Origin of the sequence: Mycobacterium dioxanotrophicus, assembly GCF_002157835.1 — a bacterium.
Classification (GTDB): Bacteria; Actinomycetota; Actinomycetes; order Mycobacteriales; family Mycobacteriaceae; genus Mycobacterium; species Mycobacterium dioxanotrophicus.
Genome location: NZ_CP020809.1, coordinates 1910996 through 1924752, shown reverse-complemented (window position 1 = coordinate 1924752; position 13757 = coordinate 1910996). Strand labels below are relative to the sequence as shown.

General features: G+C 66.3%; 15 protein-coding genes. 6 read left to right on the top strand and 9 right to left on the bottom strand.

The features are described 5' to 3' along the window. Positions 1-49 precede the first annotated feature (49 nt). The 3 genes from BTO20_RS09285 to BTO20_RS09275 all read left to right on the top strand — a co-directional run bounded on the left by BTO20_RS09285 (position 50) and on the right by BTO20_RS09275 (position 2399). Positions 50-310: a helix-turn-helix domain-containing protein gene (locus BTO20_RS09285; RefSeq protein WP_087075232.1), complete on the top strand. Its 261-nt coding sequence runs from the start codon at positions 50-52 to the stop codon at positions 308-310. A gap of 371 nt (positions 311-681) precedes the next feature. Next, the gene (locus tag BTO20_RS09280; RefSeq protein ID WP_087075230.1) at positions 682-1539 is read left to right on the top strand and encodes an SDR family NAD(P)-dependent oxidoreductase; all 858 of its coding nucleotides are present in this window, start codon (positions 682-684) and stop codon (positions 1537-1539) included. Between the two features lie 35 nt (positions 1540-1574). After that, complete coding sequence (locus BTO20_RS09275; RefSeq protein WP_087075228.1) at positions 1575-2399, top strand: SDR family NAD(P)-dependent oxidoreductase; 825 nt, start codon at positions 1575-1577, stop codon at positions 2397-2399. Positions 2400-2403: 4 nt separating this feature from the next. Here BTO20_RS09275 and BTO20_RS09270 read toward each other — a convergent pair whose 3' ends face one another. Continuing rightward, complete coding sequence (locus BTO20_RS09270; protein WP_408632186.1) at positions 2404-3246, bottom strand: glycine betaine ABC transporter substrate-binding protein; 843 nt, start codon at positions 3244-3246, stop codon at positions 2404-2406. A 2-nt stretch (positions 3247-3248) separates the two neighbouring features. Then, entirely contained in the window at positions 3249-4451 is a 1203-nt protein-coding gene (locus BTO20_RS09265; RefSeq protein ID WP_087075224.1) for an NAD(P)-dependent malic enzyme, read from the bottom strand. 133 nt (positions 4452-4584) lie between these two features. On the opposite strand from BTO20_RS09265, the gene corA reads away from it, so the two are divergent. After that, on the top strand, positions 4585-5691 hold the full coding sequence (gene corA, locus BTO20_RS09260; RefSeq protein ID WP_198344309.1) for a magnesium/cobalt transporter CorA: 1107 nt from the start codon (positions 4585-4587) through the stop codon (positions 5689-5691). A 1-nt stretch (position 5692) separates the two neighbouring features. On the opposite strand, the gene BTO20_RS09255 is transcribed toward corA, so the two are convergent. From BTO20_RS09255 to BTO20_RS09230, 6 genes are all read right to left on the bottom strand, one after another. Continuing rightward, complete coding sequence (locus BTO20_RS09255) at positions 5693-6292, bottom strand: suppressor of fused domain protein (protein ID WP_087075222.1); 600 nt, start codon at positions 6290-6292, stop codon at positions 5693-5695. Then, positions 6289-7641, bottom strand: a complete 1353-nt coding sequence (locus BTO20_RS09250; RefSeq protein WP_087075220.1) for an ABC transporter ATP-binding protein — start codon at positions 7639-7641, stop codon at positions 6289-6291. Before BTO20_RS09250 ends, BTO20_RS09255 begins: the two co-directional genes overlap by 4 nt. 4 nt (positions 7642-7645) lie before the next feature. Then, positions 7646-8491 carry a carbohydrate ABC transporter permease gene (locus BTO20_RS09245; protein WP_087075218.1) on the bottom strand — a complete coding sequence of 282 codons (846 nt, stop codon included), beginning with the start codon at positions 8489-8491 and terminating at the stop codon, positions 7646-7648. After that, positions 8491-9405: a carbohydrate ABC transporter permease gene (locus BTO20_RS09240; RefSeq protein WP_087075216.1), complete on the bottom strand. Its 915-nt coding sequence runs from the start codon at positions 9403-9405 to the stop codon at positions 8491-8493. Before BTO20_RS09240 ends, BTO20_RS09245 begins: the two co-directional genes overlap by 1 nt. Then, entirely contained in the window at positions 9402-10799 is a 1398-nt protein-coding gene (locus BTO20_RS09235; protein WP_087075214.1) for an ABC transporter substrate-binding protein, read from the bottom strand. The genes BTO20_RS09240 and BTO20_RS09235 overlap by 4 nt, the downstream gene beginning before the upstream one ends. 172 nt (positions 10800-10971) lie before the next feature. Further along, a complete protein-coding gene (locus BTO20_RS09230) occupies positions 10972-11484 on the bottom strand; it encodes a general stress protein (RefSeq protein WP_029366602.1) in 513 nt (170 codons plus the stop codon). 131 nt (positions 11485-11615) lie between these two features. Here BTO20_RS09230 and BTO20_RS09225 point away from each other — a divergent pair, with 131 nt between their 5' ends. Together BTO20_RS09225 and BTO20_RS39870 are read left to right on the top strand one after the other, a co-directional pair. Further along, positions 11616-12320 (top strand): DUF4190 domain-containing protein, encoded by a 705-nt coding sequence (locus tag BTO20_RS09225; protein WP_087075212.1) that lies wholly within the window; start codon positions 11616-11618, stop codon positions 12318-12320. Continuing rightward, entirely contained in the window at positions 12317-12784 is a 468-nt protein-coding gene (locus BTO20_RS39870) for a DUF4190 domain-containing protein (RefSeq protein WP_198344308.1), read from the top strand. Before BTO20_RS09225 ends, BTO20_RS39870 begins: the two co-directional genes overlap by 4 nt. A 1-nt stretch (position 12785) precedes the next feature. On the opposite strand, the gene BTO20_RS09215 is transcribed toward BTO20_RS39870, so the two are convergent. Continuing rightward, positions 12786-13742, bottom strand: coding sequence for an HpcH/HpaI aldolase/citrate lyase family protein (locus tag BTO20_RS09215; RefSeq protein WP_087081854.1), 957 nt, complete (start codon positions 13740-13742; stop codon positions 12786-12788). Positions 13743-13757 lie beyond the last annotated feature (15 nt).

Here is a 13757-nt window from a genome sequence, read left to right as displayed (position 1 = left end):
TTAAATACCAAGACTAGCGGTATACAAATACCAGCGCTACCGTGGTGACGTGGTCCGTACGCCGCTCAGCCCCGAGCAAGTCGCCGCAGGCCGCCGCCTCGGCGCCGCATTGCGCGCAGCCCGGGGGGCCCGCACGCTCGAAGATGTCGCACGCGGCGCAGGCATTTCCCCCGAGACCCTGCGCAAGATCGAAACCGGTCGCCTGCCCTCCCCCGCATTCGGCACCATTGTCGGACTCAGCGATGTCCTCGACCTGCCGCTGGAGACCCTCGCCGAAGTGTGGCGGCCGGTGAGCGCTGCCGCGTCGTAGTTGTTTGCTCGGCACATATCAGTGAATCACCGATCAGGTTCGGGATAACGTTCGACCGCGTCGGTTGCACATTTCATCGCGCCGGCAATGTCGCGCAGGCGATGCGGCTCGGCTTGTGGATGCGGCGATCCAGTGGTACGAACTCCCTACAGGCCACCCGTGACGCGCCGCTCCACATCGTAAACTGCTGTGAATCATGGCCTTTCCGTAGCACCAGGAGACGACGACCGGGGGATCACCGTGCCAATAGGGCTGTGAATGCGAAAGCCGGGCCCCGGCTGAACCCATTTTCACTTCTGGCGATCGTCAATGTCTTGTGAAGCAGTGCCGAGACGACGGCGCCAGACACCTCGAGCAATGGAGCGGTTTACATGAATAGCTTTGCTGGAAAGGTTGCTGTCGTCACTGGCGCAGGCTCAGGAATCGGACAGGCACTGGCCGTCGAACTGGCTCGCGCAGGCGCCAAGCTCGCCATCAGCGATGTCGACATCGATGGTCTGGCCGACACCGAGAGACGACTCAAAGCGATCGGTGCGCCCGTCAAGGCCGACCACCTCGACGTCACCGAACGTGAGGCGTTTCTCGCCTATGCCGACGAGGTCAAGGAACACTTCGGTGCGGTCAACCAGATCTATAACAATGCGGGCATCGGATACGCCGGCGATATCCAGGTGGCCCGGTTCAAGGACATCGAACGGGTCATGGACGTCAACTTCTGGGGTGTCGTCAATGGCACCAAGGCATTCCTGCCGCATCTCATCGCCTCGGGCGACGGCCACGTCATCAACGTGTCGAGCGTCTTCGGGTTGTTCTCGCTGCCCGGGCAGGCCGCCTACAACTCGGCCAAATTCGCCGTCCGCGGGTTCACCGAGGCCCTGCGCCAGGAGATGATGCTGGCCGAGCACCCGGTCAAGGTGACCGCCGTGCATCCCGGCGGCATCAAGACCGCCATCGCCCGCAACGCCATCATGGCCGACGGTATCGACGCCGACGAAGTGGCGGCCAACTTCGACAAGCAATTCGCCAGAACAAGCCCGCAACGCGCGGCGCAACTCATCCTCAACGCCGTACACAAGGACAAGGCGCGCGTATTGGTGGGCCCCGACGCCAAACTCCTCGACCTCGTCGTGCGGGTCACCGGATCGGGCTACCAGCGCATGTTCACGAGTTTCCTGAAGCTGAGCGCGAGAAAGCCGGCCGCATTACACGGAACCGCGGGTACCGGCTAATCTCGACACCAGTCAAACGACACAAGGGAGTGCGCATGGAAGGCTTTGCCGGAAAGGTCGCCGTGGTGACCGGCGCCGGGTCGGGTATCGGACAGGCACTGGCCATCGAGCTCGGGCGCTCGGGTGCCAAGCTCGCCATCAGCGACGTCGACACCGAAGGCCTCGCCGTCACCGAGGAGCGGCTCAAGGCGATCGGCGCGCCGGTCAAGGCCGACCGGCTCGATGTCACCGAGCGCGAAGCCTTCGAGTTGTACGCAGGCTCGGTCGTCGAGCACTACGGCAAGGTCAACCAGATCTACAACAACGCAGGCATCGCGTTCACCGGCGACGTCGAGGTCAGCAGCTACAAAGACATCGAGCGCGTGATGGACGTCGACTTCTGGGGCGTCGTCAACGGCACCAAGGCGTTCCTGCCGCATCTGATCGCCTCAGGCGACGGACACGTGGTCAACGTCTCCAGCATCTTCGGCCTGTTCGCCGTCCCGGGCCAGGCCGCCTACAACTCGGCCAAATTCGCCGTCCGCGGGTTCACCGAAGCGCTGCGCCAGGAAATGGCGCTGGCCAAGCACCCGGTCAAGGTCACCACCGTGCACCCGGGCGGCATCAAGACCGCCATCGCCCGCAACGCCACGGCAGCCGAGGGTCTTGACCCGCAGGAACTGGCCAAGGTCTTCGACAAGAAGCTGGCCAACACCACACCGCAGCGGGCCGCCAAGATCATCCTCGAGGCCGTGCGCAAGAACAAGGCCCGGGTGCTCGTCGGCCCGGACGCCAAGCTGCTCGACATCGTCGTGCGCATCACGGGCTCGGGCTACCAGCGGTTGTTCTCCACCGCCATGAGCCGCATCCTGCCCTACTGACGGGCTAGTGGCCGAGCGGGTTGGCCTGCAGGAAGGCGTCGGCGACCGCGCGCGGGTCGGCGCCTTCGGCCACCTGCCGAAACATGTCCGCCAGCGATCCGGTGTCCAGGACACCTGCGACCTCGTTGACCGCCAGGATCTGGCGTTCGTTGAGCACATTGCGCCGGTACAGCGGCACCACGTTCTCCGCGCGGATCATCGCAGTGCGGTCGGCGAGCACCACCACCTCCGCCGGGTTGGCCGGATCGGCGGTGGTGGTCCATGCCGCGTTGATCTTCCCGGCCCGAAGCGCCGCGAAAAGGCTTGCGCGATCAGCGAATTCGACGGGTTTGGGCAGGTGGCAGGTGCCTACCAGCGCAGGAACGGCTGCGCCCTTGATAGCCCCGGGCACCACTTTGGCGCAGTTGCGGCGCAGTGCTGACAGATCTTTCCCGCCCCAGGCGGACGCGGTCTGTTCGGTCACCGCGACGGCGGGTTTGTCCTGGGCCGACATGGTGTAGTCACCGGCGGCGACGCCCTCGGGCAACGCCGAGAGCAGATCGCGGTAGACCTGCTCATCGGAATGCGCCGACGCACCGGGCGCGAACGTCTCGAGCAACTGTCCGGTGAACCCGGGCAAGACGGTCACCGAACCGGAGTCCAGCGCGCCCAGCGCCTCCTTGGTCGGGGTGACCTCGGCGGGGGTACCGTAATAGCGCAGCGCGGCCGCATACAGCTGGCCGATCAGCGCATACTCCGGTGTCATGCCCGCCGCGACGGCCATCGGGGCAGGCGGCGGGTGGGAGCTGCAGCCGGCGATCAGCAGTACGACCGCCAGCGCCAATACCAGTCGACGACGCACAGACAGGGTCAGTCTCCTGATGCGGCCGCCACGGCCGCGGCCACCGCGGGCCCGACCCGGGGATCGAGCGCACTGGGCACGATGTGGTCGACGGCCAGGTCGTCCCCGACGACCGAATGGATCGCCTCCGCGGCGGCCACCTTCATCTTCTCGGTGATCCGGCGGGCACCGGCGTCGAGCGCACCCCGGAAGACGCCCGGGAAGGCCAGCACATTGTTGATCTGGTTGGGGAAATCACTGCGGCCCGTCGCGACGATCGCGGCATGCTTGCGGGCCGCATCCGGATGGATCTCCGGATCCGGATTGGACAGGGCGAAGACGATGCCGCCCGGGGCCATCGTGGCGATGAGCTCCTCAGGCACAATGCCTGCCGACACTCCGAGGAACATGTCAGCGCCGTCGAGCGCCTCAGCGATGCCGCCGGTGAGACCGCGTGGGTTGGTACGCCCCGCCAGTTCGGTCTTGAAGGAGTTCATGCCCTCGCGATCGCCGTGCACGATGCCCTGCGAATCCAGCACGGTGATGTCGGCGATGCCCTTGGCGAGCAGCATGTTGGTGCAGGCCACCCCAGCCGCACCGGCGCCCGACACAACGACCCGCAAGTTGTGCATGTCGCGCTCGAGCACCTTGGTGGCCCCCAGCAGCGCGGCGAGCACCACGATGGCCGTGCCGTGCTGGTCATCGTGCATGACCGGGCAGTCGAGCGCCTCGATGACGCGACGCTCGACCTCGAAACACCGCGGCGCCGAGATGTCCTCCAGGTTGACCGCCCCGAACGTCGGGCGGAGCCGGATCAGGGTTTCGACGATCTCGTCCGGATCCTTGGTGGCCAGCACGATCGGGATGGAGTTGAGCCCCCCGAACGACTTGAAGAGCGCACTCTTGCCCTCCATCACCGGCAGCGACGCGGCAGGGCCGATGTCGCCGAGGCCCAGAACCGCGGTGCCGTCGCTGACGACGGCGACCAAGCGGTTGGCCCATGTGTACTTGGCGGCCAGCGTGTGATCCGTGGCGATGGCCCGGCTGACCTGGGCGACGCCCGGGGTGTAGGCGATCGACAAGGCCCGCTGGGTGTCCAGCGGCGACATGAGCTCGACGGAGAGCTTGCCGCCTTCGTGAGCAGTAAAGATCTCGGAATCTTCGACGACAACCTGAGGTGTGCGCGCCGTCGCGGAGTCCTCACGCGATGAAGCGACAGTACTTTCCGACACGGCGCCAGGGTACTTCACAGACCAATCTCACAGGGCCGAGTTCCCCTCTCGTGAGCTGTTGGTAACAGGTTGGGCGCGTACGATTCAACCGGCCCGATCGGGTGCCGGTCACAGCTGATGGGAGGCCCAGCGAATGCCCTCGTTCCGTGCACTACCGCCGTCGCTGCTCCGCCCCGCTGCGCGGGCCAAACCTCCCGTCACCGATGCCAAATCCATCCACGTTCCGGTGGCCCGGGCCATGGTCGACTGCGGGGTGTACTGCGACGGAGAGAGGTTGCCCGGCAAATACACCCACGCGGCCGCCCAGGCCAAGGTGCGCGAACTGGAGGGCGCCGGGAAGAAGGCATTCGCGTGGGTCGGCCTGCATGAGCCTGATGAGCACCAGATGCAGTCTGTCGCAGACGTTTTCGGGTTGCACGAGCTCGCGGTCGAGGACGCGGTGCACGCCCATCAGCGCCCCAAGCTGGAGCGCTACGACAAGACGTTGTTCCTGGTGATCAAGACGGTCAACTACGTCGAGCACGCCTCGGTGGCCAACGCCCGCGAGATCGTCGAGACCGGCGAGATCATGATCTTCGTCGGCCCGGACTTCGTGGTGACCGTCCGGCACGGTGAACACGGCGGGCTGGCCGGCGTGCGCCGACGTCTCGACGCCTCGCCGGCCATCCTGACACTGGGCCCGTTCGCCGTGATGCACGCGATCGCCGACCATGTGGTGGACCACTATCTGCACGTGACCGACCTGATGGAAACCGACATCGATGTCATGGAGGAGAACGTCTTCTCCCCCGACACCCCGACCAACATCGAGTGCATCTACCTGCTCAAGCGCGAGGTCGTCGAACTGCGCCGTGCTGTCGGCCCGCTGACGCTGGCCCTGCAGCGGCTGCTCACCGACCACAATGACGTCATCTCCGTCGAGGTGCGGCGCTACATGCGCGACGTCAACGATCACACCATCCAGGCTTCCGAGCGGATCTCCAGTTACGACGAGATGCTCAGCTCGCTGGTGCAGGCGGCCCTGGGCAAGGTCGCGATGCAGCAGAACGTCGACATGCGCAAGATCTCGGCGTGGGTCGCCATCGCGGCGGTACCGACCGCGCTGGCCGGGATCTACGGGATGAACTTCGACAACATGCCCGAATTACATTGGGTCTGGGGCTATCCCGCGGTTCTCACCCTGATGCTGGCGGTGTGCCTGGTGCTGCACCGCACCTTCCGGAAGAACGACTGGCTCTGACTCAGGTCGGGTTGGCGGCCCTGCGGGCCGGATTCAGCACGTCCACACCGTCGGTCTGCCACGCCTCACGCATCGCGTCGGCGCCCTTGAGCCGCACCCACGCCGCCTCCGTCGCGGTGATCGGGGTCGCCGCAAGCACATTCACCGCAGTCATCGGATCCGGCAAGGCGATCTCACCGATATCGCTGGGGGACAACAGGAAAGCGGTGAACGGCGCACCGGCGAACAACGGTGTCTCCAGGTCGACCAGCGCATCGGCCTCGAGCACCAGACCCTCGACCGCAGGCGCCGCGGCGAGGATCGCCAGCGACCGGGCCAGCCCGGTCGGCGTCGGTCCGCGCAGCGACACCGTCACCTCGGCCCGCGGGCCATGGATGGGGTCGGCCACGAACTCGGTCGGGTCGAACATCGGGTGACGCGAACAGCCCAGCGTCACATAGTGGTACACATCGGCGTCGGCAGGATCGGGGCCGAAACGCAGCACCTCGATCCGCTCGGTGCCCAGGAACGTGACGCTCGCGCTGACTGGTTCGGCGGTGATGCCCGCGGCGGCGAAGTGCTCGTCGAGACCGGTTCGCACGGCCGCCAGAACGTCGGTCACTCGGCTTTGGGCTCGGACGGCGCCGCGGGATTCTCCTCGGCGGCGTCGGCGGGTTCTGCGGCTGCGTCGACATCCGCCTCAGGCGCCTCGGTGGCCTCAGGCGCCTCGACTTCAGGCTCGGGCGCGGGTGCCGCTTCGGCTTCAGGCTCGGGTTCGGGCGTCTCGTCGGGTTCGATGGCCCGGGTCAGGTTCAGCCCCGAGTCGGCATCGAAGATCACCAGCTTCGACGTGTCGAACGCCAGCTCGATCTGCTGACCGGCCGTCACTCGGGATTCCGCGGAAACCCTTGCCACGAACTCGTTTTCGCCCGCCCCGGAGTCTGCGACCAGCTCGGCCAGCTGCGCTGCACGGGCGCCGCCGCCGTCGATGGTGAAGTGGATGTACTTCTCCGAGCCCAGCGACTCGACGATGTCGGCGCGGACGGTGAAGCTCAGGGCCCGGATCCTGGCGTACCCGTCCAGCAGGGACGCATCCTCCAGATGCTCGGGCCGGATCCCGACGATGATGTTGTCCGGCTTGGGCGCTCGGGCCAGCAGCTCGTGCACGTCGGGGCTCAGCGTCACATCACCGAACGGCAACCGCACCCCGACATCGGTGAACGTCGCCGGGAAGAAATTCATCGCAGGCGAACCGATGAAGCCCGCCACGAACAGGTTGACCGGGTTCTTGTACAACTCGTCGGGGGTACCGATCTGTTGCACCACACCGGCCAGCATCACGACAACCCGGTCACCCAGCGTCATCGCCTCGGTTTGATCGTGGGTGACGTACACCGTGGTGGTACCCAGCCGGCTCTGCAACCGCGAGATCTCCGCACGCATCTGAACCCGCAGTTTGGCATCCAGGTTGGAGAGCGGCTCGTCCATCAGGAATGCCTTGGGGCTGCGGACGATTGCCCGCCCCATCGCCACCCGCTGCCGCTGCCCACCGGAGAGCTGAGCGGGCTTGCGGTCCAGCAGTTCGGTCAGGTCGAGGATCTTGGCGGTCTCTTCGACCTTGGCCGCGATCTCGTCCTTCTTCATCTTGGCCAGTGTGAGCGGGAAGGCGATGTTCTGCCGGACCGTCATGTGCGGGTACAGCGCGTAGGACTGGAACACCATCGCGATGTCGCGGTCCTTGGGCGCCTTCTCGTTGACCCGTTCCCCGCCGATGCTCAGCTCGCCCGACGAGATCTCCTCAAGTCCGGCGATCATGTTCAGCGTGGTGGATTTGCCGCACCCGGACGGCCCGACCAGGATGATGAACTCGCCGTCGGCGATGGTCATGGACAGTTCTTTGACGGCTTCCCGGACACCGCCTGCGCCGTCGGGGTAACTCTTGGTCACCCGGTCCAACACAATCTCGGCCATCCAACTACCCCTTTACCGCACCGGAGGTCAGCCCAGCGACGATCCGCCGCTGGAAAATCAGGACAAAGACAATGATCGGGATGGTGATGACCATCGCGCCTGCCGCGATCGATCCGGTCGGCTCCTCGAATTGCGAACTGCCGGTGAAGTTCGCGATCGCCACCGGCGCCGTGATGGCACGCTGGGTCGCGGTCAGCGACAGGGCCAGCAGCAGATCGTTCCACGCGAAGATGAACACCAGGATGGCCGCGGTGACGATGCCGGGCGCCGCCAGCGGGGCGATGACCTTGCGGAACGCCTGCGCCGGAGTGGCACCGTCCATCTTCGCGGCCTTCTCCAGGTCCCATGGGATCTCCCGGAAGAATGCCGAGAGCGTGTAGATGGCAAGCGGCAGCGCGAAAGTGATGTAGGGGATGATCAGTCCCGGCCAGGTGTCAAACAGGCCGAGCCTGCGCTCGATGTTGAAAAGCGGTGTCACCAGCGAGATCTGCGGGAACATCGCGATCAGCAGGGCGACGCCGACCAGCAGTCGCTTACCCGGGAACGCCAGCCGCGCCACGGCGTAGGCCGCCATGCCGCCGACCACCACCGCGATCACCGTGGTGATCAGTCCGATACCGATGGAGTTGACCAGCGCCGAGCTGAAGATGTCGCCGGTGAAAATGCCCTTGTAGTTGGCGAAGGTGATCTGCGTCGGAATCAGCTTGCCGTCCTTGACCGTTGACGTCGGTTTCAACGACAACGACAGGATCCACAACACCGGGAACAACGCATAGAGAATCACCAGGGCGTCGACGACAACCCATCCGGTCGCGCGGCGCGCACCGACCCGTTCGCTCCGTTCGCTCATCAGCGGCCCTCCGCGTCCGACCCGGGCGCCGACGCCCCGAAGATCCTGATGTAGATGAACGCGATGATCGCGACCGAGGCGAAGATCAACACGCTGATGGCCGAACCCAACCCGAGGTTGAACGCCTTGAACAGGTTGTCGTAACCCAAGATCGACACTGACCCGGTGTTGTTGGCCCCACCGGTCAGCACATAGATGTTGTCGAAGATCCGGAACGCGTCAAGGGTGCGGAACAGCAGTGCCACCAGGATGGCCGGTTTCATCAGCGGCAGAATCACTTTGACCAGACGCTGCCACGCACCCGCGCCGTCGACCTGGGCGGCGTTGAGCAGTTCCTGCGGTACCAGGGCCAGCCCGGCCAACAGCAGTAGCGCCATGAACGGCGTGGTCTTCCACACCTCGGCCAGCACCACGATGGCCAGCGACGGCACCTGTTCGGTCAACGGTGCGCTGCCCTCTGGCAGCAGGTTCGCCAGGTATCCCGTGCCGGGAGTCCATGCGTAGTACCAGCTGTACGACGCCGCGACGGTGACGATGCCGTACGGGATCAGCACCGCGGTACGCACGACGCCTCTGCCGAAGATGGTGCGGTGCATGACCAATGCCAACGCCATGCCGAGCACGAACTCGATGGCCACCGACACGACCGTGATCCCCAGCGTCACGGCGAACGCCGTCCACCAGTACCGGTCGGTGAGAATCGTGACGTAGTTGTCCGCCCCGACGAACGCGGTGTCCCCCGGCGCGGCCAGGTTGTAGCGCTGCAGGCTCAGCCACACCGCGTACCCGATGGGATAGGCCGTCACCGCGAGCATGAGGATCACCGCGGGAGCGATGAGCGCATAGGCCAGGCGGCGCTGCGACCGGCGGTCGTCGGTCGCAGCCGCCGGTGCGGTTGCGGTGGACGACGTCACGGGATCAGCCCCTTACCGTCGATGGCCTTCTGCACCTGCGTGGTCAACACGTCGGCCGTCCGCTCCGGGTCGATCGCGGTCACCGGGGCCAGCGTCGCCGAGATGCGGGTGGACACCGCCTGGTAGACCGGGGTCGCCGGGCGCACCGCGGCATCGCTGAGTTGCTCGCGGATGATGGCGTACTGCGGGTACTTCGCCTGGAAGGCCGGATCGTCGTAGAGGGATTCCCGCACCGCGGGCAGGCCGCCCTCCACCGAGGTGTAGCGCTGATTGTCGATGTTGCGCAGGCAGCGAATGGCTTCGAAGGCCTCGGCCTTGTGCTGGCTGGTGGACGCGACCGCCAGGTTGAGACCACCGATGGTCACTTTCGCCGGTTCGCCGGCGCGCACGCCCGGGTAGTTGGCGAAGCCGAAGACCTTTTTGCTGGCGTCGTAGGCCGCCTCGAACTGTTCATCGCTGGGCGAGAAGGTGCCGACGTCGTTGATGGCATCGGTGAGGTCGGGACGCTCGTTGAGCGGCAGGAACTTCACGCCACCCTTGACCGCGTTCTCCAACAGCGAGGGCAGCACGAACGGCCAGTTCACCTCGAGGGCGGCCTTGCCCTGTTCGAGCGCCAGGCGGGCGGTGCCCTCGTCGGTCTGGGTCACCGACGGATCGGCACCCGGTGCGGTCGCGACCGACTTCATGATCTGCAATGCCTTCACGGTCGCCGCCCGATGCTCAGGGGTGTCGGTGAGGGTGACGGTCTTGCCATCGTCGGAGAGCACCTGACCACCCGCACTCGCGAGCAGCGTGTTGAACCACACCACCAGGCCCTCGTACTGCTTTGCCTGTACCGCAATCCAGCTGGGCTTGCCTGCCGCGTGCAGGCGCGTCGCCTCGGCCACCATGCCGTCCCAGGTTCGAGGCGGTGCATCCATCAAATCGGCTCGGTACCACAGTAATTGGGTGTTGGTGGTGATGGGCGCGGCGTACAGCTTGCCCTGCCAGCGCGCGGTCTGCAGTGGGCCCGCCAAGGTGTTCTCGCTGGCATCCGACTCAGCGAGCCCGGCCGGATCGTCGGACAGCGGTAGCGCCCAACCGGCTTCGGCGAATTCCGCCGTCCACACCACGTCGAGCGCCATCACGTCGAGCGACCTGTCGTTGCCCGTCAGGCGTCGGGCCAATTGCAGCCGTTGATCGTCAGCACCTTTCGGCAGGCTGACCTGTTTGATGGTGAACCTGCCGCCGAGTTCGGAGTTGCAGCGTTTGGCGACGGCGGTGAACGTGGCCATCTCGTTGGCCGGCGTGTAGTAGTTGATGACCACGCCGCTGCCGGGGGCTCCACAGGCGGAGACGGTCGTGACCGCCGTCAACGCGGCCACTGCCGCAGCACACAGCCGCCGAGCGCGCACCGCTGGGCCTCCCGTCACTCCATGTCGCCGCCGCTGCGACTTCGGGCGGGAACCGCCCGCGCGCAAACCGTAGAGCCAAATACGCATGATGTGCAACACTTTCGGCACACGCGCATCACAATCGTGACCTGCTGACTTTGCCACACCGCACAGCAGCGGCGGCGAGATGGGCTCAGATCGTCAAGCGCGCCAGCAGATCCCGGCCCTGTTCGGCACTCTGCGGATCGCACAGCACGTCATAGCGGCCGGCGACCAGCTGCATGGTCGAACTGAAATCTCTTGTGCCGCGAGCCATCGCGTACGGGATCGCCGACGTGATCAGGCCGAAGAACACGCCCGCGATCAGACCGGTCAGCAGGGCACTCCACGGATTGGGGCTGAAAAACCCCAGGATCAGGCCGATGAACAGACCCAGCCACGCGCCCGAGAGCACGCCGCCGCCGAGCACCTTGGGCCAGCTCAACCGGCCCGTGACGCGCTCGACCTGCATCAGGTCGACACCGACCAGCGTCACCTGCTGAACCGGGAATTGTTGGTCGGACAGGTAGTCCACCGCGCGCTGTGCCTCGGCGTAGGTCGGGTAGGAGCCGATCGGCCACCCTTTGGGCGGTGTGGGCAACGCGCCGCGCAGCGGCGCGCCTGGTGTCGCACCGGCTGCCTGCCCGGGCTGGAATGGGCTGGTCATCGATCTTCACTCTCCTGTCGTGCAGCGACCGATCGGCCTGCTGCTCTCGTTACAGCAACGTCCCCCACCCGCAAAAGGTGCCTGCGACGAGGTGACCTCTACGTTCCACGCCGTGCGCTAGGTTGATCAGCATGACAAACCCGGACGGCCACGCAGGCGAAACACCTGCATCCGAGCCCAGTGCCGTGCCGTCAGAACCATCGTCGAGCGGCTATGAAGCACCTCCGATCGAGCAATCCAAGGATCTGCCGCCTGCCGCAGAAGCGCAACCGTCTTATGACGCCCCGCCCTCCATCGAGGCCCGGCCTGATGCGGGGTACGCGGCCGGGCCGACGTACTCGCCGCCGCCCACACCGCCGTCGCCCCCCGCGGTCGACTACCCCATGAACTATCCGCCGTACCCGCCGCAGCCCGCGGCGTACCCCCCGCCTCCCCCGCCGCCCTACGGCGGCGCACCCGGTTATCCCCCGCCGCCGGGATATCCGCCGCCGGCCCCGTACGGCGCCCCGGGCTTTGCCGGGCCCGACGGGTATCCGGTCGGCGGCTACGGCGGTTACGGCGGGCCTGCTCCCGGGACCAACAACCCGTTGGCCATCGGGTCTCTGGTCGCCTCGGTGCTCTCGGTGCCGCTGATGTTCCTCTGCTTCAGCGGATTCGCCGCGTCGATCGCAGGCATCGTGATGGGCATCATCGCGCTCAACCAGATCAAGCAGTCCGGCCAGGGCGGTCGCGGTCTGGCCATCGCGGGTATCGCGATCGGTGCGGTGGTTCCGGTGCTCGCCATCCTGATCGTGGTGATCGCCGCACTCAGCTCGTCGACGTCCACCTACTCGTGACCAACCAGCCAGATCCGCAGTTCGGCGGCAGGGAATACCCGCCGATTGAGCACTCGCCGTCCACGGATCCGCTTGCGCCGCTGGACTATCCGGCCGACGCCGGACTGCCGCCGCCGCTGTATCCGACGCAATCGCCGGGGCCTGTCGGCTATCCGCAGCCCTATCCGCCTGCGGCGTACCCCGGATATCCGTCGTACCCGTCCTACGGCTATCCACCGCACCGCGGTACGAGCGGTATGGCGATCGGCGCGCTGGTCTGTTCTGCGTTGGGCCTGCTGGTCTGCCTGCCCGCGCCCATCGGCGTGATCCTGGGCGTCATGGCCATGCGCGAGACCAAACGCACGGGCCAGGAAGGCTACGGGTTGGCGCTGGCCGCCGTCATCGTCGGTGGGCTGATCACAGCAGGCATCGTCCTGTACATCCTGTTCTTGATCGTGATGGTCGCCATCTCCGGCACCCACTGAGTCAGCGCGGCGGCTCGAAACGTGCGCCGTGGCGCGTCATCCCGGCCGCCCGCCCCTTGCCTGCGACCACGAGCGCCATCTTGCGGCTGGCTTCATCGATCATCTCGTCGCCGAGCATCACCGCTCCCCTGGCGCCGCCCGCCCCTGAGGTATGCCAGTCGTAGGCCTCCAGGATCAATTCGGCGTGATCGTAATCATCCTGACGGGGGCTGAAGATCTCGTTGCCCGCGACGATCTGCTCGGGGTGCAGCACCCATTTGCCGTCGTAGCCCAACGCCGCCGAACGACCGGCCACGCGCCGGAACCCGTCGACATCGCGGACCTTCACGTACGGCCCGTCGATCGCGTTGATGCCCCGGGCCCGCGCGGCGATGAGGATCCGCATCAGCACGTGGTGATGCGCATCGCCGATGTCGTAGCCCTCGGGCTGCCCGCCGACCTCCAGCGTGCGCATGTTGAGACTGGCCGCCATGTCCCCTGGCCCCAACACCAGTGCCTGCACCCGGGGCGCCGCCGCGATGGCGTCGATGTTGGTCAGCCCCTGCGCGTTCTCGATCTGCGCCTCGATGCCGATGCGGCCCACCGGCAGTCGGTGCGTCGTCTCCAACTGGGTGAGCAACAGATCCAGCGCCTGGACGTGCGCCACCTCGGTCACCTTGGGCAGCACGATCAGATCCAGTGCGGCTCCAGCGGCCGACACCACCTCGATCACGTCGGCATGGGTCCACGGTGTCGTCCAGTCGTTGACCCGGATACCGCGCAGCTGCCCGGCCCAGCCGTCGGAGGCCAACGCCGCGGCCACCTGGGTGCGCGCCTGCGCCTTGGCATCGGCCGCGACAGCGTCTTCCAGGTCGAGGAACACCTCGTCGGCGGGCAGGGTTTTGGCCTTCTCGATCATCCTGGCGCTGCTGCCGGGAACCGACAGACAGGTTCGACGGGGCCGATACAGGTTGTCCACGACCACACTCTCTAC

Bases quoted from the DNA above. Each gene is read 5' to 3' on its own strand.
- BTO20_RS09280 (WP_087075230.1), top strand. From the start codon at position 682: ATGAATAGCTTTGCTGGAAAGGTTGCTGTCGTCACTGGCGCAGGCTCA.
- BTO20_RS09275 (WP_087075228.1), top strand. From the start codon at position 1,575: ATGGAAGGCTTTGCCGGAAAGGTCGCCGTGGTGACCGGCGCCGGGTCG.
- corA (WP_198344309.1), top strand. From the start codon at position 4,585: ATGCCCTCGTTCCGTGCACTACCGCCGTCGCTGCTCCGCCCCGCTGCG.
- BTO20_RS09250 (WP_087075220.1), bottom strand. From the start codon at position 7,641: ATGGCCGAGATTGTGTTGGACCGGGTGACCAAGAGTTACCCCGACGGC.
- BTO20_RS09245 (WP_087075218.1), bottom strand. From the start codon at position 8,491: ATGAGCGAACGGAGCGAACGGGTCGGTGCGCGCCGCGCGACCGGATGG.
- BTO20_RS09230 (WP_029366602.1), bottom strand. From the start codon at position 11,484: ATGACCAGCCCATTCCAGCCCGGGCAGGCAGCCGGTGCGACACCAGGC.
- BTO20_RS09225 (WP_087075212.1), top strand. From the start codon at position 11,616: ATGACAAACCCGGACGGCCACGCAGGCGAAACACCTGCATCCGAGCCC.